The sequence below is a fragment of the Nostoc sp. ChiVER01 genome, assembly GCF_034531155.1.
Classification (GTDB): domain Bacteria; phylum Cyanobacteriota; class Cyanobacteriia; order Cyanobacteriales; family Nostocaceae; genus Nostoc.
Genome location: NZ_JAVRBS010000034.1, coordinates 1 through 23631 on the forward strand (window position 1 = coordinate 1; position 23631 = coordinate 23631).

Genomic DNA, 23631 nt, shown 5'->3' on the forward strand with positions numbered 1-23631 from the left:
TTCTTAAACTAAAGCCTTCTCAAATAACTTTGAGATGGCTTTTGTTTTCCGGAAACGTAATGAGTCATTAAACAAACCTGAGTTCGGGATAAGAAAAGGAGCAGGTAGTAAGCTGAAAATAAGGACAAATCCAGCAATCTGCTCTATATTTAGTTTATATGTTTAGTTTAGAAGCTTTATTCTTGCCATGTAGACAATTTCTGTCAGATATTTGAAGTGCAATGGCGCAAAAAGCTGTTGAGCAACGGAGGAATCAGACGTAACCGGAAAAGAAGTCTATGTTTGAGCGAGATAATCACGATTCTGGCTGCTTTCCATCAGAATCACTATCGGAATTTCAAGTATTTTTATTTGCGGCAAGTGCGTTCGCTATCTGTGTCAGGATGAAACAAGGCTGGGACTCAAAACTCTCACAGGAAAGGTAATTACCGCTTCAGGCGTTAAACCTACTGTTCAGGTGAAATGGCCACGGGAAAACTTTTGGATTTATGGTGCCATTGAACCGTTGACTGGAGATCACAACATTATGAGTACCCGAAACTGGATGGCGAGTGTTTTCAACAGTTTTTGGATTGGCTATCTGTGCAATTAGGTAGCGATTACGCTATTTTACAGGTTGATCAAGCATCGGCTCATACAAGTTCAAAGCTCCGTTGGCCGGAGAATATTATTCCTCTGTTTCAACCACCATCAGCCCCTGAACTCAACCCAATTGAAAGGCTTTGGCAGCTGCTCAAAAAACCACTCAAAAATCAACTTTTTTCTTCTTTACAAGCTTTACGCGAGCGCATCCAAGAAATATTTGACCAACTTACTTTTGAGCAGGTAATTTCTGTCTCTTCTTACAACTTTATCCTGGAAGCTTTATTCTATGCAGCTTCAACACCTTTTCTTTAGCTGGCGTTGCGATACCCCGTTTAACTAGACCCGCTTCAAATTCCTTAATGAATTTTAAGTCTTCCTCCAATAGAGGCTGGCTTTCGCTAGAAGAAAAGTCATTACCTATAGAGGGATTTTTCTCAAGAAAAGCAAATGCTTGCCGAAATTGACGCGGATTTGCCAAAATTAGTGAGTCAAAGTGACAGGGAATAATCTGCTGAAAATCCCAACTTGCAACTGTATCAGCCCAGTTGAGGACTTGTCTTGGTGCTTGGGGAAAAATAAGGATTTGTAAGATCGGTGCAACAAATGGTCGTCCCTGACCTCGTAAAGCATCGAATGCTTGCTTCCAAGTTTCTTGCCACCGAAAAGGAAATAAACCAAAGTACGTTTTTAGCGTTCGCTGTGGTGCTTTGAGAGCATCACGAAACATCTGCCCGATTGAAGTAACTTCCAGCACACTAGGACGCAAGTAAAGCGCAAACAATGAAATGCGTTGCCATCCCTTACGGCGGTTGTCTTCATTGTCCTCGATGATCTCTGAGGCATTTTCCCTTGCATGAAACAGTAAAGGATAAGGATCTAATTGAACGATTTCCGGCGGGTTTTCTGGTACAGAAAGTATAGAATCAGTTACAAGTAGAGTGTGCGATCGCTTATGAAACACTGCAACTTCTGCAAAAGATCCTCGTCCTAAATTGATGTCCAATATTGCATAGTCAAACTCTAGAGCAAAAGGAGCAAGGCTTGAGTCCTCTGGGAGTTCTTGAGTTCGTTTTTGGGGAAAGCCTAGCCAACTAAGCGGCAGGTTAAACGGGAAACTCCACTGATGCGGGGCAACAAAGACTTGTGCTTGAGGAAAACGCCGAGAAAAAGGGCCAACGAAAACTTTATGCTCCAGACCAGAACTGGTTGGCAATATGATGTACTTAACTTCACCATGCTTTGTAACCAATTCATTAACCAAGCGGACACACTCACTTGTTGGAGCAACGGGTGCGTAGACTAGAAGCCCTCCGGCAGCGAGTTTGACGACAGTCATGCGAATCGGCACGATGGTGTAGAGAATGCCGTGAAGCTGATCGAATGTCCAGATAGTATCCTCAATTATTTCTTTGCGAAGTGTCCGCCGCCTCCCGTAGGGGTAAAGTGGTACAGCAGCCCAGAATGGCCATGACCAATCTTTTAGGTGGGTTAAAGGGTATATTTCTTGATCTTGTAGTTCTACCCTTAATTTAGCTCCTTGTGATTTCATAGTCGTTCTATTCACTTAATTTCTAATTAATAATGCGTGACTTTTGAAGTAATATGCAACTACCCAATACTCTCCAAACTCCCTCTTTTTTCCAAAAACTTCATTGGGTTGTTGACCCGATAGGATATATGGAAAGCTGCGCCCATAAATATTGTGACTTATTCACTGCTGAGATCATAGGTTTTGGGAATACAGCAGTATTTGTACAGCATCCTAAGGCACTGCAAGAAATTTTAACGAATGACAGAAAAAAGTTTACTGCTCTTGGTGAGCCTAACAAATTTTTAGAACCTCTCATAGGGAACTATTCAGTTGTCATGCTAGAGGCAGAAGGTCACAAACGACGGCGGCAATTGTTGATACCCCCTTTCCACGGCGATCGCATGAAGGCATACGGTAACTTGATTTGTAGCCTAGCAGAAAATATCTTTAATCAGCTACCACAAGATCGGTTGTTCTTAGCTAGAACTGCTATGCAGCAGATTTCTTTAGAAGTTATATTACAAGCAGTTTTCGGTTTGTCTAAGGGTGAACGCTATCAAAAACTCAAGCGATTACTGATATTAATAACAGATGTGTTTCAATCTCCCTTGACCTCTTCCTTCCTCTTTTTCTCATTTCTACAAAAAGATTTAGGTGCTTGGAGTCCTTGGGGAAATTTTCTGCGTCTGAGGCAGCAAATTGATAATTTACTCTATGCAGAAATTGCAGAGCGTCGGCTGCAAAACGATTCTAACCGCATCGATATCCTTTCATTACTTATGTCAGCCAAGGATGACCAAGGTGAATCGATGAGCGATCAACAGTTGCGCGATGAAATGATGACATTGCTACTAGCTGGAAATGAAACTACAGCATCAGCAATGGCTTGGGGCTTGTATTGGATTCATCGTTTACCAGAAGTACGTGAAAAAATGCTCCAAGAACTAAATCTTTTAGGTGATTCTCCTAACCCTATGAGCATTGTCCAATTACCTTATCTGACTGCCGTCTGTAATGAAATTTTACGATTTCTCCTGTAGCTATGCTTACTTTCCCTAGAGTAGTCCAAGAATCAACTGAACTACTGGGACATCATTTAGAGCCTGGGACAGTAATAATTGGCTGCATTTATCTTTTACATCAACGAGAAGATTTATACCCACAACACCAGGAATTTCACCCTGAACGCTTTTTGAATCGCCAATTTTCTCCCTATGAATTTATGCCATTTGGTGCTGGTGTTCGTCGCTGTGTGGGTGATGCTTTGGCTCCATTTGAAATGAAGCTCGTTTTAGCAACTGTTGTGTCACGCTATAAACTAGCGTTGGTTGAGAAGCAACCAGAAAAGCTACAGCGCAGAGGTATTACGCTGGCTCCTAAGCATGGAGTTAAGATGAGATTTGACGACAATTAGTACCTGTGCCGATTCCGAAAATTCAGTAGAGTATGCTAAAAATAGCACTTTACAAGCCTTACTGCTTGGTGAAAAAGAGCGCTAATTCGGATTAAATAACTACAAAATTCTTTTCGGTTACTGAAAATCATGAATTTTATCACTAAGGATGGATGATTTTCAGTTCAACAAACTCGTATTTAATATTACAAATAGTGAAATACTAAATTTATAGGTAATTAATTTTCCTGGGCTACCAAGGAGTAATAATGGTTTTAAATCAATATCAGCGTGCTGTAGGTGTATTTACTCATCGTCGAGATGCAGAACAAGCACTACATGAGTTGAGAGATTCTGGCTTGGCGATGGAAAAAGTATCTGTAGTTGTACAGAATAGAGATCGCAATCATGAGATTGGTGATGATGAAATAGGTGACAAATCCGACGAAGGCGCAACGGTAGGAGGGCTTTCAGGAGGCGCTGTTGGTGGGTTGACTGGTTTATTAGTAGGTCTAGGTACTTTAGCAATCCCTGGAGTTGGGCCAATAATGCTGGCTGGGGCAGCTGCAACCGCTTTGGTTACAACCCTTGTAGGGGCAAGCATAGGTGCAGCTACTGGGACTTTTGCTGGTGCATTAGTTGGTTGGGGAATGTCGGAAGAGCAAGCTAAAGCATATAACCAGAGAGTAGAGGTTGGACACTATTTAATAATCGTAGATTGTACATCTTTTGAAATTGCTAAAGTAGAAGCAATTCTCCTGCGTTGGGGTATTGAAGAGTTTGGCATTTATGAGCATCTCAACAGTGAACATGGAACTACAAATTATCTGACCACCACGACTTCTGCTACTGCCATTTCTAATAAAAGTGGGATTTTAACCAAATATGCTGTTAGTGACTTTAACAACATAGATAATGTTGAAGCTGCAATTAATGATATGTGTGTTGCAGGTTTCCCAGTAAACCAGATTTCCTTAATTAGCAAAGACTTTTCTCAATTTCAAGGATCAACAGGTGTTAATTTAAGTGAGCGCTTTGACGCTATGAGGCTAGGAATAGGAGATGAGTGGGCACGCTTTTACAACGAGCAAATTGAGCAAGGCAATTACATCCTCATCGTTAGTGGCACAGACAATGAGCTTGATTATATTAGGTCTATTTTAGGTAATTGCGGCGTTCAAGAAATTCAAATTTATGACCCAATGTTAATTCGTTCTTAAAAGCTAGTATCGGAAAATTTAATAATGAAACGCCCAAACCTCTGCTCTGGGAAGATTATTTTTCTTAGAGTGTTGATGAAGAATAAAATTAAAGGTAATTTGAAAATTGCCATGCAGCAATAGGAAATGGAAGCCAGATATCAGTCGATGAAAGGTGCAGAGTAGCTATGAGCTGTACCTTTATGCAAGAAATTGGTTTTAAATACGATAAACCTAATAAAGGCTTATACTTTTGACGTTTCTAGAACTAATGATTCTGGATTTGCCATCGGTGAATGATGCCTTGGAGCTAAAAGTTGTGCAACCATCTCTGCACGAGATGAAACCTCAAGCTTACGAAACATCCGCTTTAAGGCTTGTTTGACAGAATTTTCGGTAATCCAAAGTTGATGACCAATTTCTGCGTTAGTTTGCCCCAAAGCAACCAATTCTGCAATCTGCAATTCACGAGGCGTTAAGCGATCAGTTTTAAAATGTTGGTGCTGCGACTTTCCTTCGTAAATTGCTTGTGAACCAACTGTTGTAGCCCAAACAGATAAGTGCAGGCAAATGGCGCTCAAATCGCTTAAATTTTGTGTATCAAAGGCAGGCATTGACTTTTCACGGGTGCAACCTACTACGCCAACTAATTTATTGCGATTAATGATCGGCCCCGCCATCACATGCCAATGATCGGGGCGGGGACAGATGATTTTCCAAGCCTTTGGTGATGTCACTAATGCTTCGTGGACAGGCGCATGATGCTCTACCAGATAACGCGCTACAGGATTGTGTTCAGTGGATAGTGCGATTTTCAGAATTTTATGTTGATTGCTATCGGCTAAGGGTAGTTGCTCGAAGAAAAAAATTCTCCATCGTTTGGCGGCAAAATACTCACCAATTTTCGGCACAACTTGCGATCGCAGATCATGCTCACTACGAGCTTGATTGATGGCTTCAAAAAGAAGCTTCAAGGGACTTGTCATAAGTGAAGTTAACTCAAGTGTACCCGTTCGAGGTCTAGAAGCATTGGAATACTAAGCCTATATTATCTTTAATTTCAACAATACTTTGATATGAGAATCAAGAAAAGAAATTGCTCATTCTACTGATGGAGCAATCTATCGTCCACCTGTCGGCAGAATGAGCAAATTTAAGAGGTACAAATGGCACAAGAGGCAATTTTCAGTCCTTTCTTTGCAACGGTGTTTTTAACATTCATAGTTTGGGTGTATATGTACATCCGCCGTATCAGTTTCATTAAAAGTAGAAAAATCCGCTCGGAGGATCTTGCTGTAGCCAGCACACTAGCCCAGATATCACCACCAAATGTATCCAATCCATCAGATAACTTCAAGAACCTATTCGAGATCCCGGTACTTTTCTATGCGCTTGTACTATATCTGTTCATCACGAAGCAGGTAGATGCAGTTTATGTTAACGCCGCATGGGTCTTTGTTGTATTTCGCGTATTACATAGTGCTGTCCATTGCACATTCAATTTGATCATGCTTCGGTTCTATCTCTACCTATTGGCTACGCTTGCGGTGTGGTTTATTGCGATCCGCGCAGCCTTTATCCACTTTGGCACGTAAATACGTATCCTTTAAGGTTTCCTACAAGGTTTTTTGATGTTGCATAGTTGCAGGATAATTTGCCTTACGCAGAGGCGCAAAGATGTATGACAAATACTTGTACAAAGTACCACAACAGAAGTGAAAATTTCTTTACCAAACTTAAGCAATATCGAGCAATTGCCACAAACTATAACGACAAGCGGGCTAGGAACTTTTTATCCCAATTCTTTATGAAGTTGCATTTAATAACCAAGTGATGATAGAATCCCATCCACAAACAGAAGCGTAGTTTACCGCCGTAGGCATCGCTTCTGCTGAGATAAAACCTTTGAACCTGTTTTAATTTCCATTTAAATTCATCTTTAGGCCCCTCGCTTGTTCATCATTAAATTTTCTTAACACCTTGGAATCAAGAAATGGAAAAGTATTTAGTCACCAAAGAAGAGATTGAGTCTTATGAAGGACTAGAAAAAACACATTTTCTCAACTCCAATGCTCGTAGACTGAATAAGTCTTTAGGAGATTTGACAGGTTTAAAAAATATAGGTTTCCACATCATTGAAGTTGAGCCTGGACGCGAATCAACGGAGCTTCATATGCACTATCACGAAGAAGAGTGCGTATACGTTCTTGAGGGAGAAGCTGAAGCAACAATTGGAGAAAGCGTTTATCTAGTTAAAGCAGGAGATTTTATTGGATATCGCGCTGGTGGTAAGCCGCACAAGCTGCAAAACACGGGCAATTCTATATTCAAATGTATAGTAGTTGGTCAAAGGCTAGACCATGATATCGGTGACTATCCAAATTTGCAGAAGCGTGTATATAGGAGCAAAGGATTAAAGTGGAATCTAGTCGATATGGAAAATATAGCTGAACCAGTAGCAGGTAAGAAGGTATAACAGGGAGAATACATTTCCTCCTATCAAGGTGAGAAAATTCCCAGAAGTAACTAAGCTAACGCGCCTATATATTGCGCTATTTTCCGTGTAGATTGTCATTATTCATTAGTCATTTGGGTTTACCAAGGACAAAAGACAAATGACAGCCTCACAAGTAAATGTGCAATGTTTATTTGCGTAACAACTTAGAATATTATTGTATGGGGAAGTATTTTGAAAAAATAATGTCTTGCACTAACAGATCAGTAATTTTTCTTATCTGTGCTTGAGTGAATAATTTTGTTCAAATCTCGTAGCAAGTTTTCTTCTGCATCTTGCTCTTGCTTAAGTTCTCGAATCATTTCTTGACTAGAACCAATCAGCAAACCGGCAACTGCACCAACGATCGCGTATTTTTGCTCTAAATTTTGGTACATTTGACTGGTGTAAGGGCAAGGAAGTAAATTAGCAGCAATAAAACCAATCCCTGCACCCACAATTGCTGTCACAAAGCCAGAGAAAGCGACCAATCTAGTATTCATTTGCTTTACTCCAATGCTTATAAAGTTGCTAAATTATTAGGGGATACTATTATTGTCTCAGCGTCTCCTAAAGTTGCAACTTAATCTTTACCACTTGTAATAGAATGCAGAGCCGGGAAGCAGGGGAAGAAGATATCTGATCGTTGTGTTGGATGGAGGAATTGAGTAATTTAATTTTTGGACTTCTCTAACTTCTGTACAGACGCGATTAATCGCGTCTGTACTCCTAACTTCTAACTACCTATTTCCTTTTTCAATGACTCGAATCATTACGTCTGTTATCATCGGCATTCTGCCTGACAATTACAGATGAATGTTGATGAGCTATCGCTCTTGATTGTCCATCTTGGTTTCCATCGTTGTTTCCATCTGGGGATGGCGGTTGGGAACGATTAGCAGGTTTATTCTTCAAGAAGCGTTCTTCTAAAGTCTTGATGATTACGTACAGGACTGGAACAATCAGCAAACTTAGAATTGTTGCTACGAGTAGCCCGCCAAATAAAGCTGTTCCTAACGACCAGCGCGAGGCAGAACCGGCTCCAGTGGCGATTACCAGGGGGAAAAATCCTAGCAAGGAGGCGCTTGAAGTCATGACAATCGGTCGAAACCTTTCTTGCGCTGCGGTTATGGCTGCTTGTCGAATTGTCACACCTTCTTCAAGGGCTTGATTGGCAAACTCGACGATCAAAATCGCGTTTTTCGACGCTAATCCAATCAACATCACTAACGCCACGTTGGCGTAGACATCATTCACCAAACCACGCAAAGCTAAGGCACTCAATGCACCTAACAAGGCTAACGGTACAGTTAACAAAATAATCGCTGGATCAATATAACTTTCATACTGAGCAGCCAGCGTCAGAAACACCATAATGATCCCGAAGCCAAAAATCAAAATCCCCAAGTTACCTGCACTTAATTCTTCGCGGGCAGTACCAATCCAATCACTGCCAACTCCCGGTGTTGCTGCTTCAGTCACCGCTTGTTGCATTGCCTGAATCGCCTGTCCACTACTGTAGCCTGACGCTTCTCTACCTTGTATATCGATCGCACGGAAGCCGTTGTAATGGGAAATTACAGATGGGCCTGTAGTTGGTGTGATTTTTGCAACCTCACTCAATGGCACCATTTGGTTATTTGCCGATCGCACATAAAGCCGCCGAATATCATCTGGCGATCGCCTATAATTAGCATCTGCCTGAACATATACGCGGTAGCTACGCTGTCCCAAGGTAAAATCATTAACATACTGGGAGCCAATTGCCGCCCCAAGTGTGGTAACAGCTTGTTGAAAATCGATGTTAAGTGCTTCTAAACGAGTGCGATCAAAGTCGATTTGAAACTGTGGTGTACTAGCAGTAAACTGGGTAAAAACACCGCCTTTGAGCGCCGGTTTTTGATTAGCTTGAGCGATTACCGCTTGAGCATTTGCATAAAAATCATCTATTGTTAACCTTCCATTGGTACGGTCTTCTAGCTGTAACTCAAACCCCCCTAAAGTACTAAAGCCTTGAATCGGCGGGGGACTGACTGCGGTGATAATAGCTTCTGGAATTGTTGCAAATTCTTTATTGATTCGGGCTAAGATGGCAGAGGCCGTTTGATCGGGTTGACTGCGCTCCTCCCACGGCTTGAGTTTTGCAAAGAAGACGCCGCGATTTGAACCACTACCTGCAAAGCCAAATCCCGAAGTGGCAAAAACGTTATTAATCTCTGGTTCTTTTTCAAGAATTTGTTCGAGTTTTGTAATTACTTGATCGGTATAGTTGAGGGCAACTCCATCTGGCCCTTGAATAATACCTAAGACAATTCCCTGGTCTTCACTCGGAACAAACCCGGTGGGAACATGGGTAAACATAAAATATGTGGCAGCTAAACCAACCACAAATAATCCGATTACCGCATAACGAAGGCGAATCAGAAAATTCACGATCGCTAAATACTTGTCAATGATCCATTGTAAAATTTGATTGAAACGACCAAAAAACCAACCAAGCGGGCCGCGTGCCGGTCGAGGCGGGCGGAGCAAAATTGCCGATATACTCGGACTAAAGGAAAGGGCATTAAACGTTGATATGGCGATTGAAAAAGCAATAATCAAAGCGAACTGCTGATACATTTTTCCTGTCGAACCGGGGAAAAATGCCACTGGGATAAAAACTGCCATTAATACCAGCGACGTTGAAACTACCGCCCCGGTAAGTTCATCCATTGCCTCGACCGATGCTTGAAGCGGTCGCACTCCTTGTTCAACTTTGCGGGCGATCGCTTCAACAACGATAATGGCATCATCTACAACTAATCCTGTTGCCAAAATTAAGCCAAATAACGTTAAATTGTTCAACGAGAATTTAAACACGTAAGCGAATGCTAACGCCCCAATCAGTGAAACGGGAATGGCAACTAGGGGAATAATTGTAGCTCGCCAGTTTTGCAGAAACAGAAAAATCACTAGTACCACAAGAGCGATCGCTTCAACTAGTGTTTTTAGCACTTCTTCGAGTGATGCTTGTACAAATCCAACGGTATCGTAGACAATCTTAGCCTGTAAGCCCGGTGGAAAGTCTTTCATCAACTCATTCATCTGAGCCTGAACGTTTTTTGAGACATCTAGGGCGTTACTACCTGGTGACTGATAAATTGCGATCCCGATCGATGGCTTACCATTATTTCTGGCATTGCTGCTGTAAGTCTCCGAGCCAAGTTCTGCACGACCTACATCTTGGAGTTTAATTAAATCACCATTACTTCCCGCTTGAATAACTAGATTTTCAAACTCTGACGCATTTTTGAATTGACCATTGACTCGCAACGGAATTTCATAACTTTGTCCTGGAGGGATAGGTGATTGACCTAACGTTCCGGCTCCGGCGAGAATGTTTTGCGATCGCAATGCCGTAGCCACATCTGTCACAGTTAAGCCTCGACTTGCTAGTGCATTCGGATCGAGCCACAACCGCATTGCATATTGCTTTTCACCAAAAATTGTTAAATCCCCAACTCCCGGCGTTCTCAGCAATTGATCTCGCAAATTCAGATCAATATAGTTACTAATAAACAGCGCGTCATACTCATTATTTTGGGGGTAAAGAGCATAGACTAACAAAATACTTGTAGAAGATGTTTGTGCTGTCACACCGAATTGTTGCACCGTTGTCGGTAGGCGAGGTGTAGCACGGGCAAGACGATTCTGCACATTAACCTGGTCAATATTTTTATCCGTCTGTGACCCGAAATATACTGAAATTTGGCTACTACCAGCTGAACTGTTCGAGGTCATGTACTGCATTCCCTCAACACCGTTAATTTGTCGCTCCAGCGTAGTTGTTACCGCAGTTTCGACAGTTTCCACATCCGCCCCAGTATAGGAAGCTGAAACTTGAACGCGAATCGGTGCAATATCTGGTAAGTAATTAAGTGGCAGCAATGGAATACACACGCCACCGACAATCAGAATGAGTAGAGTGCAAACGGTAGTTAATACCGGGCGTTTAATGAAGGTATTCGCGATCGAAAAAATCATAAATTATCCTGGATTTATGATACTGGTTGGACTGGTGCGCCTTCTCTAAGTTTGAGAATGCCAGAAGTTACAATCGTTTCGCCGGATTTAAGCCCATCGATAACTTGATAATTAGTGCCTTGAATATCTCCCAGGCGCACTAAACGCTGATGCACAACTTGCTGCTGTTGTCCATTTACAGTTTTGTTTTCGGTAACAAACACAAAACTTTGCCCACCAATGCGAGAAATTGCAACGGTGGGAATTAAGATACCTGGTTGTTGATTCCAAATCACGCGAGCTTGAACGTATTGTCCATCGCGCAATCGTCCTTGAGAATTCCGAAAGCGGGCTTTACTCAAAACTGACTGTTGGTTAGAACTTACATTTGGAGAAATGTAGCTAATCGCACCTGTACCAAGCACTTGCTGGGTGGTGGGATCGATTAACTGAACGGGTAAGTTAGTTCGCAATTGGCGCAATCGATTTGAGGGTATGGAAAGATTGAGATCCAGTGAATCGTTTTGTGTGAGTGTGGTAATTGTTTGTCCGATGTTGACATAATCTCCAACCTTGACCGGAAATTCACCGACTATGCCAGTAATGGGCGCTACCACTTGCTTGAAACCAAGGTTGACTTGTGCCGCAGCCGTACTTGCTTGAGCTTGGCGGATATTTGCCTGTGCTTGCCGGACGGCTGCTCCCGATGCTGCAACTTGTTTTTCGGCTGCTTGCAGGTCTGCGATCGCACTTTGTAAATTATTTCTAGCAACGTCTAACTCTTGTCTAGCTATGGCTCCTTGGCTAACTAACTGTTGGCTACGATTGAATTGTGTCCGTTGCAGTTGAACATTGGCAGCTGCTTTGGTACGTTGAGCTATAGCTTTTTGTTGCTCGGCTTGAGCAGTTCCCAAGGCTGCTTGAGCGGAACTAGCAGCTGCGATCGAACTGGCGACATTGGCCTGAGCTTGATCTAAACTCAAAGATGCGATCGGCGTACCTTGCTGCACTCGCTGACCACTCGACACGAGAATCGATTCGATTCGTCCTTGAATTTGGGGCTGTAGTATAACTTTTTGCTGCGCCTCTAAAGACCCGACAAACTGGGAACTTTCTTCGATTGTGCCTGTGCCAATTTTCTGAAGTTTCACCGGCAATGGTGGTGGGCTTTGAGCGTTTGCTGCCGGATCGTTTTTTTGACAACCACTCGTCAATGCTGTGAGCATTAGCGTGATAACTAATACTGGACTTGCGAGTAATAGATTTAAGGATTTAAGTAAATAAGAACGTTTTAACATGAAACAAAATGCTGATCGGCTAAATTTATACACTGCATAACTTTTCCATCACAAGCTAAGGGATTGATACAGCCTAAGAACTCCAGCATTGCCGCAGTAAATTTTCTAGGTATCTAGATATTTGGTTAATTATTAGATGTATCTTTCGTCTGAATCACGGCTTTACCTCAAACAAACTCATCTTTAAAAAATCTCTGGATTAATATTAGATAAGTCCAACGGATTAAAAGAATTACCAGAGATAGAGATAATTAAGTTTGTAGGGTAGATATAGCGGTTCTTGGTTAAGTGAGGTACAAGAACCGCTTGGTTGTGTAGAGGCGGCATCGGCTTGTCGCTAGACATCGCTCGATATAGCGATTACTTGGCTACGTAATACTCCCATTGATTCTACGCTAGCTTTTGTCGGCAATGCCTGTAAGTAATGCAAACCTTCCCTCTCCGACAGGCGTTACTGTGTACACACAAGTTTTTTAGAGTTACTGCGTAACGTAGAGTAAGTTAATTTTTGCAGGTCGATGCAACAAAGGTGTAGGTCGATGCAACAAAGGCGCAGGTCGATACAACAAAGGTGCAGGTCGATGCAACAAAGGTGTAGGTCGATGCAACAAAGATGCAAGTCAATGCAACAAAGGTGTAGGTCGATGCAACAAAGGTGCAGATCAATGCAACAAAGGTGCAGATCAAGAAACTTGTGTGTATGCCGTAGCCGAAGGGTGAGAGAGACAGATTTTAACTTTAGTTCAAGTCAGGGAGAGGTTCATCAAACTCACATTGAGTTAATCAGGTATCAATAAATTATCCTGTTATAAATGATAGGCATAAAATAGGAATATTTTTGACTTCCTTTAGTTATATCTAAATTTATTTAATCTATTTTTTATAAAAAAGCCTTCTAAATTGGCAAACAAAACCATGACTTTAGTCATAGTTAAAGCGTACACAAGATAAAAAATAATTGTTAAATTTAGTAAAGATTCGCAGTCATTGCACAGTTAAAAGGTTCGATTTCTATCGAGGCTTGTGACTGAATTTCGTTCGTTACTCTTTCAGCAACGTCGTTTTTTTATGTGTAGATTAATTGGCTACCTTGGTAATTCCATTCTATTAGATGAGTTGCTGTATAAACAGGAGCATTCGCTCTACAAACAAAGTTACAGTCCTTTGGAATTAAAATCAGGAGTAGTTTGTGCAGACGGGGTAGGTTTAGGCTGGTATGACGAAGTGGGTAAACCCTTTATTTACCGCAATACAATCCCGATGTGGAACGATCCAAATCTGGAAGAGTTGAGCAACTATGTACAATCTACTTGTACTGTCGGCTATGCGCGATTAGCTGGGATAGGTGAATCGCTCGACATTAGCAACTGTCAGCCATTTCGCAGTGGGAAACTGTTGTTTGTGCATAATGGCGAAATCTCAAACTTTCAACAGACTCTCTACAGACCAATCCGTGACAGCCTCTCTGATTCCACGTACCGCCTGATTAAAGGCATGACTGACTCTGAACACATCTTCGCTTTGCTAGTGGAAATGTGGCAGTCATCTCCAGACAGCACTGTATTCTCAGCCTTACGTGCCACGGTTCAAAAATTGACTGAGTTGGCATCAAAATACGACACCAGCTTTAGTACCAATATAATCGTCACCGATGGTCAAGCAATTGCAGCAGTTCGCTACGCTTACCGTACACAAGCTCCTACTCTTTATTGGTCTTGTGATGCACTCAAGGAGCCAGACCAAATTATTGTTGCTTCTGAGCGTTTATCTAACGAAAATTGGACTGCTTTTGGTGAGCAAAGTATGTTATTTTTTCAAGCGCAGTCATTACAGCCAACAATTAGCCTGTTGGATTGATTTGCTTAATTGGAATTAGATAAGCATTGTGACGGGTTACTGTTATAAAATAGCTCTTACCAATAATGGTAAGAGTTTAAAAATAAAATTGATATCTTTTGGATTTATCAGTAGCGATCGCTTGCATCTAAAAGTTCTTTTCTTATGAGTAATTTGGCGGACATGATATAAGTTGTAGTTAATTACTAATCACTTATTTTTTTTGTATAGCCAAGTTGAATTAACAGCCAAGCTCCGCCAGAGGATATTAATAACAATGGTGTCAACCAATCATTCCAACGCACATATAAAGTCTGCGTTTGTCGCCGATAAATTGTTTCAGTATGAGTTTCGTAAGTATTATATCCAGATATCCACAAGGTTCTGCCATGAGGATCTATAAAGCCTGAATATCCGGTATTAGTTGCTCGTGCTGACCATCTATCAGTTTCAATTGCCCGCATGATATCCTGTGCATGGTGCTGGAATGGCATCGATGCAGTGTAATGGGCATCGTTAGAAGAACTGATAATAAATTGCCCACCCGCAGCAGCTTGACGGCGAAATTGTTCAGGAAAAGCAGATTCATAACATATACTAGCGATCGCCCGACCAAAAGGAGTATCAAATATTTGATTTGTCGAACCCGGAACTTGGTGTGCCTCCAAAGGCGACAAACGTTGAATTATCCCACCTAAAATTCCTTCAAAGGGAATATATTCTCCTAAAGGTACTAGTTTGGACTTATCGTAGCGGCTGACAATTTCACCCTTACTGTTGAAAGTAAACAAGCTAATTGTATAACTGTCTCCCCGTTCGCCAAAAGCTCCAATCCAAGCAACTACACCTTTCTCCTTCACAGCTGCGACTAAGGCAGTTTGCATAAGGTTACGCTGGAAAATAGGTAAGGCTCCTTCTGGCGTAAGGACTGCATCCACACCTTGATTTGCTAAAGTTATATACCCACTGGTGTAATTTTCTTGGGCGCGACGAAACCCTTCGGAACTTCGTAAAAGTCGGTTTGGAATATTACCTTGAACAATCCCCACTTTCAAAGCTGCTTCTGGTAACTGGGCGATGGGACGACTATATAAGATAAAACCGATGAGGTGTAAAGTAACTAATAATCCTGTGGCACTAACCCAGTATTTACTAACAAACCGCAGAGGCGCGGAGGACACAGAGGAAATTCTCTCTGCGCTCTCTGCGTCTCTGTGGTTCGTCCATCCTTCCGCAATTAAACCATTAACAGCAACGATCGCTGCTGTCACAGTATTAGGCCCGGAAAGTTGACCCAGATGTAAAATTACTAGATCATGCGGACTCTGAGTGTAAGCAAGAGAACTCCACCATAAAGGCCCCGCACTCCATAGACTCTCTAATCCGCACCAGACGGCTGTACCAATCAGTATACGTAGCCACGGTTTTTGTCCGTTCAGGCGAACCATCACAGCCGCCCAAATACTAACGAATACCCCTCCCAAGACACTGATAAATCCCCAACAAAAGAGTGTGATTAACAAACTTGGCAACCACGGAACGCCCAACCAAGTCATGGGATGAATTCCAGTAATCCAAAATAGGGCGACACCGTGATAACCGATACCCCACAGGAAAGCAGGGGGAGCAGAGGGAGATGAGGGAGCAGGGGGGGATTGGTTTTTGCGTTTGGCTGAAGTGAGAATTATTACCCACAAGGGGGCTAGAGCAATCCAAGCCAGAAACCATGCGCCGACAGGGGCGACAGTCAGCCCCATTAAAATGCCGCTACATAAGGCAATTAAGGAAGGGAGTAAAGAGACAAGTTTCTCCCCCTGCCTCCCCTGCTCCCCCTGCTTTTTACTCTGCTTCTTGTGCATCGGCAGCATCAGGTGGAACTACTGCTACTCCGATAATGGCGTCATCTTCGTCTAAACGCTGAACTCTGACTCCAGTTGCCGATCGCGATTGGATAGAAATCGCATTAACCGCTTGACGGATGATAATACCGCGATTTGTCACCATCATGATTTCATCATCATCATTGTTGACAATGCGTAGGGTTGCCAATTTGTCTTTGGTTTTGCGGTTTTTGAACTTGGTTGCCATTAAACCTTGACCAGCACGATTTTGCAGGCGGAATTGGGCAACCGGTACGCGCTTACCATATCCTCCCATTGTAATTACCAACACCCAAGGGCCAACAATGCCACTGCTAGGTACTTCTGCGGACTCTTCATTAGTTTCAGTAACTTCGATATCTTCTGTTTCGATTGTTTCGATATCTTCAGTTTCGGCTTCTGTAACAATATCCAAAGTTTCAAGAATTGCTGCGGGGAGGATATCCATACCCACCAGTTCATCTTTATTTTTGAGTTTCATGGCTTTCACCCCACGAGTCGCCCTACTTAAAGGACGCAGTTGTTCGTGGTTGCACCGGAAGTTAATCGCCATTCCGTTGCGAGAACCAATGATTACACTGTCCTCTACTCTAGCGCGTCGCACCCAGCGCAGTTGGTCGCCTTCTTCTAAGGAAATAGCAATCAAACCATTGGCGCGAATGTGACTAAACGCGGCCAATTCGGTTTTTTTGATATTACCGCCCTTGGTGAGCATGACCAGATATTCATCACTACTAAACTCGTCAACAGGTACAATCGAGGTGATTTTTTCCTCTTTGGGAATTGGTAGCATCTGGACAATTGGTGTCCCGCGACTGGTACGCGAACTCGCCGGAATTTGATAAGCTCTCAGGCAATAAACAACACCACGCTCACTAAAGAATAAAATACTGTCGTGATCGCAGCAAGTCAAAAAATGCTCAATGGTATCATCATCTTTCACCTTGGCTGCGGCTTTGCCTCTAGTAGCACGGCTTTGCGCTTCAAAGGTGTTAACTGGCATCCGTTTGATGTAGCCTTGCTCTGTAACCAGAATTATTGCTTTTTCATTGGCAATGAGGTCGCGATCGTCTAATTCGCCTTCCCCTGGTAAAATTACCGTGCGGCGGGGTGTGGCAAAGCTAGTTTTTAGTTGCCCGACTTCGGTTTCTATGATTTCTAGCACTCTTTCCCGACGTGCCAAAATATCTTGCAAATCGGCGATTTTCGCTTGTAATTCCTCGTGTTCCAAACGAATTTTGTCTGCTTCTAAAGCAGTCAAGCGCCGCAATTGCATTTGCAAAATTGCATCTGCTTGCACTTCCGAAAGTCCGTAAGTTGTGATTAATTCACCTTTGGCTGTGGGTGCATCGGGAGCATGGCGAATTAAGACAATAATTGGATCTAAGTGGGACAGGGCAATTAATAATCCTTGCAGAAGATGGTCGCGTTCCTCGGCTTTCCGCAGTTCGTAGCGGGTGCGTCTGGCAATGGATTCGATGCGGAAATCCAAGAAGACGGTTAAGAATTGCTTGAGGGTGAGTACTTGGGGTTCGCTATTCACCAACGCCAGCATGTTCGCACCGAAGTTGGCTTGCAGTGGTGTTTGCTTGTAGAGGTTGTTCAGCACAACGCGGGGATAAGCATCACGCTTGAGTTCGATGACAACTCGCATCCCGTCGCGATCGCTTTCATCCCGGATATCTGCGATGCCTTCTAAACGCTTCTCGTTCACCATTTCAGCGATTTTTTCAATCAGCCCCGCTTTATTGGTTTGATAGGGCAATTCGGTGATGATAATTGCTTCTCTATCAGGGCGTCCCCGTTGTTCAACGGTTTCAATGTTAGCGACACCACGCATGGTGATAGAACCACGCCCGGTAGTGTAAGCTTCTCGAATGGCAGATGTTCCCAAAATTTGCGCCCCAGTCGGAAAGTCTGGGCCGTGGACATACTGCATTAATTCGATATCGGTGATTTCTGGATTGTGGATTACAGCCACTAAAGCATCAATCAATTCGCCCAAATTGTGCGGCGGAATGTTGGTTGCCATACCGACGGCAATCCCAGAGGAACCGTTGAGCAACAACTGGGGAATCCGCGCCGGTAGCACTGTCGGTTCTTGCTGGGAACCGTCGAAGTTATCGGCGAAATCTACGGTTTCATACTCGATGTCGTGGAGTAAACCAGCACTAGTTAAAGCTTGTAAACGGCATTCTGTGTACCGCATGGCGGCTGGCGGATCGTTGTCTACCGAACCGAAGTTACCATGTCCGTTAACTAGGGGCGATCGCATGGAAAAATCCTGCGCCATCCGCACCAAGGCATCATATACTGCTGTGTCACCGTGGGGGTGATATTTACCCAACACTTCCCCCACCACACGGGCGCATTTTTTAAAGGGGCGATCGTGCAGCAGACCTAGCTCGTGCATTGCATATAGAATGCGACGATGCACAGGTTTTAGACCATCCCTGGCATCTGGCAACGCCCGACCCACTATCACGCTCATGGCGTATTCCAGATAAGATTGCGACATTTCGGTTCGCAAATCTATCGGGATAATCCTCTCCTGTGAGGTTGTCATAACCTAAAAATCTCCCAAAATCGTAGATTTTAGCTTGTTTACTCAACAAAGCGCAAAATTATTCTAAATTGCTCTTGAATAATTGCCATAATTTGATACAATCCTAACATATATTGCTTTTTTTTGCCTGGGTAGCTAACTCAAGCATTTTAGTAGATGCTCTTTGGTTTGATCCAAGTTCTACCGGAGGCACTAGACTTAATCAAAATATCCTCCGAAAATTGACGATGTTATTCGGGAGCAGTCGTTAGAAGAACGTAAAAGTAACTCAGTTTTAGTACCGGAAATCATTGATGAACAAAATGATGAATTGAGCTAATTCACAAACGAAGTAGAGCAATCTATCGTAGCTTACTAATAGTAAAAAATATGACTGTCTAGCTGCTTGGATAATGATAAAACTTTCAACTATATCAACTTAATTTAGGTACTTCAAGCAATCTTGTTGGATCTCATCAACTCTGACTGCTTTGCACTTGAGCATTTTGTTTGGGGTAATGGGATAGGAATAGTATATTACTTGACTAGATTCAAGTGTCATGTCTGAGGATAAGTAGCTTTACGTCTACGTACTTTGCGGGAGGTTAAGTGAAGTGATTGCAGAACCTAAAAATTGATCAATATAGCTGTAGATTGGTTGAAGTAATCCAGATACAAGCATTCCTTGATTACATTGAATAACTTTTTACTTTAGGTATCTTATTAATTACTTACTGTAATTCAATATTAACTTGTTGTAGTATATAATACAGTTAGAAATTATAATATCGTATTAGAGGAAGGATTAAATGGTACTCCCCTCCAGCAATATTGACATTGACAATTTTAAAATTGCCTTTCTCTCAAAATACCAATTTGATAATGATGCTATTCGAGGGGCTGTATTAGTCACAGATAAGGAAACAAAACCACTTGAATTTCGTGTAACTGAACCAGTACGTCCTACAAAAATCCAGAGAACACTTTATGGAGAAATTCTATATGATTATATCCTTGTAGAGCTAATAGCACTTCCTTTACTTACAGCTTTAAAAGAAAAACCAAATATTGTTATAGTTCAAGATGAAATTTTAATTAATGTCAATCAAAAGCAGGAAATTATTGCTATTAGACTACTAAAACAAGAGGATATCACATATAAAGCAAACCCTATTCAAGAAATAACATCTTCTAAGTTTCCTACGCTACGTATTACGACACAAAAAGGATTAGATAAAAAGTTAACAGATGCCAAAATCCAGCTAGAAAAAATGTATTCATCTAGGGATTTACTCGAACCATTTCAGCGAATTCATGATACTTGTGAACAACTAAAGGCTTAATTGCATCAGAGTCTAAATGGTATTAAAATTTCTTGCTATAGCAACAATTAAATTTGTTTCAAAATTCACTAAACTTCCCCACACCACTGTTGAAGAATGGAAGATATCTTTTCCAAATCATTATAACAAAGATTGCTTGATAACAGATATTTTAGTATCAGATAATATTTGTTCGAGCATCTCCAAAATCGTAATATCCGATAATTTATTGCTTGTTTATCCTGAAATATTTGCAAAGCATGAACCATTACCAATAGTTAACACTTATGAGCCATTCGCCGCTTGGTCTTTAAGTTTATCTAATATAAATGATTATTCTTATTTGATATCAATTATTTATCCTCAAATATTAAATGACCAAGATATATTTAGACTAACACAAGCATATGTTTCAGAAAATTTATTTGAAGAACTTAAAAAATTAAGTATAGAGGGTAAAAAATTTTATAGACTTTTTAATAGTCAAACAGGCAAATTACAATCACTTCCAAAAATACGTAAGGCTTCTTCTCAGATAGTAGGTTTAGATGAATGGGACTTACTTTATCCATCACTTTGTCCACCTCTACTTTTTGACTTTGCTGATATCAATTTTTTCCAACCATTGCGTAATTATCAAGTAGAGGGAATTAATTTCTTGGTTCAAAATACTTCTGCTTTGCTCGCCGACGAAATGGGAACCGGGAAAACAGTTCAAACAGTCAATTCTTTACGTATTCTGTTTAGGCAAAGAAAAATACATTGTGCATTGATAATTTGCCCCTTATCAGTTATCGGTAGTGCTTATTTGAGTGAAGAAACTGGCAAATCAGAAGGATGGGACGGTCATTTTTATCATTGGGCTAGAGAACTCTTGGTTACAGTTGTTAGGGGTAGTCCTGAACAGCGCAAAATTGATTGGAAAAAACCTGCTCACGTTTATATTGCAACTTATGAAAGTGTTCGTAACGACATAGAAAAAGGTATTTTACAAAAAACTGATATCCAGAAATTTGATGGTGTTATTATAGATGAAGCGCAAAAAATTAAAAATAACACAACTAAAATATCACAGGCTATTAGAAAATTCAGACCAAAGTACCGTTGGGCTTTAACTGGTACTCCAATTGAAAATAGTATTGAAGATGTTATATCAATTTTTGAATTTCTTAAACCAAATCTTTTTAATGGAATTGAGTATTCGCCACAACAAGTCAACAGTATAATAAAACCATATATGCTCCGCAGATTGAAGCGTCATGTTCTGCAAGAATTACCTCCAAAGATACCTCAAGAAGACTGGTTAGAACTTAATTCAAATCAAAAGCATGAGTACGAAAAAGCATTAAACATTGGTCGGATTCAATTAGAAACATCAATTCAAACAGAAAGTGATTTTCAAGTTAGAAATAATATTTTTAAACTAATTGGTAATTTAAAGAAAATATGTAATTTTGCTTCTGGGCAGTCAACTAGCCCAAAGAGCGAATTACTAATAGAGTATATAGAAACAATAGCCGCAAATGGAGAAAAAGTTTTAGTATTTTCTCAGTATAAACAAGAGGGAATTAATAAAATTGAAACGCTTTTAAATAAACAAAAAATAGGTTTTGTTTCCTACAACGGTGAAATGTCTGTACAGCAGAAAAACAACGTTGTAAGTCAATTCAGAAATAAATCAGATATTCACGTTTTTTTAGCTACGCTTCAGTCTGCTGGAACTGGTTTAACTTTGACTGAAGCATCATATGTTATCCATTTTGATCACTGGTGGAATCCTGCAACAATGAAGCAGGCTGAAGATAGAGCGCATCGAGTAGGACAAGAGAATACATTAATAGTTTATAGTTTTTGGATGAAAGATACTATAGAAGAAAAAATACATAAAAAGCTTTATGAGAAAGGCTTATTAATTGAAAATGTAATTGATTCTCTGGCAGAAGAAGGTATTAAAAATTCTATATCTACTGAAGAATGGCTAGATATCTTTGGAGTAAAAGTAGCAACAAATGATAAAAAAACTAATATTTACTCGATAGACCAAAATACCAAACCCATACAATCAATAAATCAATCTACAGAACCTTTAATAGATTTTGCAATCATTACGGCTATTGAGATTGAACGAGAGGCTGTATGTGAAGCTTTTCAAATTACGGCAGAACATCGAGTCAAAAAAGGTTCGCGTGTATACTGGCGCAAGCGCATCGAACTTCAAAATGGTGATTTTTATGAAATTATAGTTGCACAGTCCCCTGATATAGCTAATGTAGATGTAGCTCTTTTAGCGTCTGACACAATTCACCATTGGCATCCAGAGGCTATGTTAATGGTTGGTATAGCAGGAGCAGCAAGTCAGGAGCAAGGATTAGGGGATATTGTTGTGGGAAATGCTGTTCACTACTATGAACGAGGAAAAATTACACCTGATGGTTTAAAGCCTGAACCATACCAATATCCTGTTGATCAAACCTTGTGGAGTCGAATTATTTCTCTTCCTAAATGGAATGGGATTATTTCGGTCTCAAGACCTGACGGTACGAACACTACTCCGAAGATTTGTCTTGGGGTAATTGCTTCTGGAGAAAAAGTAATAGCTGACGCAGGAATGCGTGATGATATAGCTGCTGGTCATAGAAAAATAGTAGCGCTTGAAATGGAAGGGTACGGTGTCAGCAAAGCTGCTTGGCAAAGCTTTGAGCGAGTACGTCACTTAGTTATCAGAGCAATTTGCGATTTTGCAGACTCTAGCAAAAATAGTGAATGGCATCTCTATGCTGCTTCAGTTGCGGCAGGCTATACTAAACATTTCCTTCTCGACCGACCTCTTGAACCAAGAAATCTAAACCGTTAGCTTTTTATTTTTAATTTATTTGTAAATTCTTCATTTTGAGTGCTAGGAAAACGTTATGAGTAACGAGAAACCACGAATGTTAGAAGTTTATCTTCAGGAATATGAAAAACTCAAGGATGAGCAAACACAACGCATTGGCTTCCGTGATAACTTGCTTTACTTCACACTTGGGGTTTTTGGTGCAGTCATCTCTTTCGCCGTCTCCAATAAAGCTAATTATTATGCACTTCTTGTTATTCCTTGGGTTTGTCTAATTCTCGGTTGGACTTATCTAGTTAATGATGAAAAAATTACCGCTATTGGTATATATATCCGCCTTACTTTGTCCGAAAAAATAATGCAAGAGACTGCTAATAATGATATCGAGTCAATCTTTGGTTGGGAAATTGCTCATAGAAATGATCAGCGACGGAAACGACGCAAAATAGAGCAGCTGATTATTGACCAAATCACTTTTGTATTTTCTGGAATAATTGGATTGATTGCGTTTTGTATTTTAGTACCACAACCCCTTGGGATTACTCAAGTCCTTTGTTGGATTGAACTAGGACTGTTAATAGTTTTGGGTATAGAAATTGTAATTTATGCCGATTTAGCAAAGGGAAGATAATTTACCGTGGCCTGAAAATTCTATGGAAAGTAAAATGTGATCTAGAAGGAAGGAAAGCGAACTAAGAATTGCTCCCTCT

At 41.1% G+C, this 23631-nt stretch carries 17 protein-coding genes and 2 pseudogenes; 10 read left to right on the forward strand and 9 right to left on the reverse strand.

Going from position 1 to position 23631, the window contains the following annotated elements:
• Window positions 1-158 precede the first annotated feature (158 nt).
• A pseudogene (locus RMY00_RS36285) lies at window positions 159-363 on the forward strand (IS982 family transposase); the annotation flags it as partial.
• A 177-nt stretch (window positions 364-540) separates the two neighbouring features.
• Window positions 541-897 carry a transposase gene (locus RMY00_RS30505; protein ID WP_322651182.1) on the forward strand — a complete coding sequence of 119 codons (357 nt, stop codon included), beginning with the start codon at window positions 541-543 and terminating at the stop codon, window positions 895-897.
• Here RMY00_RS30505 and RMY00_RS30510 read toward each other — a convergent pair.
• Window positions 851-2134 carry a DUF4336 domain-containing protein gene (locus tag RMY00_RS30510; RefSeq protein WP_322651106.1) on the reverse strand — a complete coding sequence of 428 codons (1284 nt, stop codon included), beginning with the start codon at window positions 2132-2134 and terminating at the stop codon, window positions 851-853. The genes RMY00_RS30505 and RMY00_RS30510 overlap by 47 nt on opposite strands.
• A 53-nt stretch (window positions 2135-2187) precedes the next feature.
• Between RMY00_RS30510 and RMY00_RS30515 the strand changes: the two are divergent.
• Window positions 2188-3530, forward strand: a pseudogene (locus tag RMY00_RS30515) (cytochrome P450).
• Window positions 3531-3778: 248 nt separating this feature from the next.
• A complete protein-coding gene (locus RMY00_RS30520; RefSeq protein WP_322651107.1) occupies window positions 3779-4729 on the forward strand; it encodes a hypothetical protein in 951 nt (316 codons plus the stop codon).
• 224 nt (window positions 4730-4953) lie between these two features.
• Here the strand turns inward: RMY00_RS30520 and RMY00_RS30525 are convergent, their stop codons facing one another.
• Window positions 4954-5694, reverse strand: a complete 741-nt coding sequence (locus tag RMY00_RS30525; protein ID WP_322651108.1) for a LuxR C-terminal-related transcriptional regulator — start codon at window positions 5692-5694, stop codon at window positions 4954-4956.
• A gap of 180 nt (window positions 5695-5874) precedes the next feature.
• Here RMY00_RS30525 and RMY00_RS30530 point away from each other — a divergent pair, with 180 nt between their 5' ends.
• The gene (locus RMY00_RS30530) at window positions 5875-6303 is read left to right on the forward strand and encodes an MAPEG family protein (RefSeq protein WP_322651109.1); all 429 of its coding nucleotides are present in this window, start codon (window positions 5875-5877) and stop codon (window positions 6301-6303) included.
• A 398-nt stretch (window positions 6304-6701) separates the two neighbouring features.
• The gene (locus tag RMY00_RS30535; RefSeq protein WP_322651110.1) at window positions 6702-7184 is read left to right on the forward strand and encodes a cupin domain-containing protein; all 483 of its coding nucleotides are present in this window, start codon (window positions 6702-6704) and stop codon (window positions 7182-7184) included.
• Window positions 7185-7426: 242 nt separating this feature from the next.
• Here RMY00_RS30535 and RMY00_RS30540 read toward each other — a convergent pair whose 3' ends face one another.
• From RMY00_RS30540 to RMY00_RS30560, 5 genes are all read right to left on the reverse strand, one after another.
• Window positions 7427-7705 carry a hypothetical protein gene (locus RMY00_RS30540; protein ID WP_322651111.1) on the reverse strand — a complete coding sequence of 93 codons (279 nt, stop codon included), beginning with the start codon at window positions 7703-7705 and terminating at the stop codon, window positions 7427-7429.
• Window positions 7706-7958: 253 nt separating this feature from the next.
• Entirely contained in the window at window positions 7959-11228 is a 3270-nt protein-coding gene (locus RMY00_RS30545; protein WP_322651112.1) for an efflux RND transporter permease subunit, read from the reverse strand.
• Window positions 11229-11242: 14 nt separating this feature from the next.
• On the reverse strand, window positions 11243-12433 hold the full coding sequence (locus RMY00_RS30550) for an efflux RND transporter periplasmic adaptor subunit (RefSeq protein ID WP_322651113.1): 1191 nt from the start codon (window positions 12431-12433) through the stop codon (window positions 11243-11245).
• A gap of 255 nt (window positions 12434-12688) precedes the next feature.
• Window positions 12689-12850: a hypothetical protein gene (locus RMY00_RS30555; protein ID WP_322651114.1), complete on the reverse strand. Its 162-nt coding sequence runs from the start codon at window positions 12848-12850 to the stop codon at window positions 12689-12691.
• A gap of 134 nt (window positions 12851-12984) precedes the next feature.
• Complete coding sequence (locus RMY00_RS30560; RefSeq protein WP_322651115.1) at window positions 12985-13116, reverse strand: hypothetical protein; 132 nt, start codon at window positions 13114-13116, stop codon at window positions 12985-12987.
• 412 nt (window positions 13117-13528) lie between these two features.
• Between RMY00_RS30560 and egtC the strand changes: the two genes are divergently transcribed.
• The gene (gene egtC, locus RMY00_RS30565; protein WP_322651116.1) at window positions 13529-14362 is read left to right on the forward strand and encodes an ergothioneine biosynthesis protein EgtC; all 834 of its coding nucleotides are present in this window, start codon (window positions 13529-13531) and stop codon (window positions 14360-14362) included.
• 185 nt (window positions 14363-14547) lie between these two features.
• Here the strand turns inward: egtC and lnt are convergent, their stop codons facing one another.
• The gene (gene lnt, locus RMY00_RS30570; RefSeq protein WP_322651117.1) at window positions 14548-16200 is read right to left on the reverse strand and encodes an apolipoprotein N-acyltransferase; all 1653 of its coding nucleotides are present in this window, start codon (window positions 16198-16200) and stop codon (window positions 14548-14550) included.
• Window positions 16181-18787, reverse strand: coding sequence for a DNA topoisomerase (ATP-hydrolyzing) subunit A (gene gyrA / locus RMY00_RS30575; protein WP_322651118.1), 2607 nt, complete (start codon window positions 18785-18787; stop codon window positions 16181-16183). Before gyrA ends, lnt begins: the two co-directional genes overlap by 20 nt.
• 788 nt (window positions 18788-19575) lie before the next feature.
• Between gyrA and RMY00_RS30580 the strand changes: the two genes are divergently transcribed.
• Genes RMY00_RS30580 through RMY00_RS30590 form a run of 3 tightly spaced genes read left to right on the forward strand, consistent with a single transcriptional unit; the run spans window position 19576 to window position 23552 of the window.
• On the forward strand, window positions 19576-20109 hold the full coding sequence (locus RMY00_RS30580) for a hypothetical protein (protein ID WP_322651119.1): 534 nt from the start codon (window positions 19576-19578) through the stop codon (window positions 20107-20109).
• 16 nt (window positions 20110-20125) lie between these two features.
• Window positions 20126-22942: an SNF2-related protein gene (locus RMY00_RS30585; RefSeq protein WP_322651120.1), complete on the forward strand. Its 2817-nt coding sequence runs from the start codon at window positions 20126-20128 to the stop codon at window positions 22940-22942.
• 55 nt (window positions 22943-22997) lie between these two features.
• On the forward strand, window positions 22998-23552 hold the full coding sequence (locus RMY00_RS30590; RefSeq protein WP_322651121.1) for a hypothetical protein: 555 nt from the start codon (window positions 22998-23000) through the stop codon (window positions 23550-23552).
• Window positions 23553-23631: the final 79 nt, after the last annotated feature.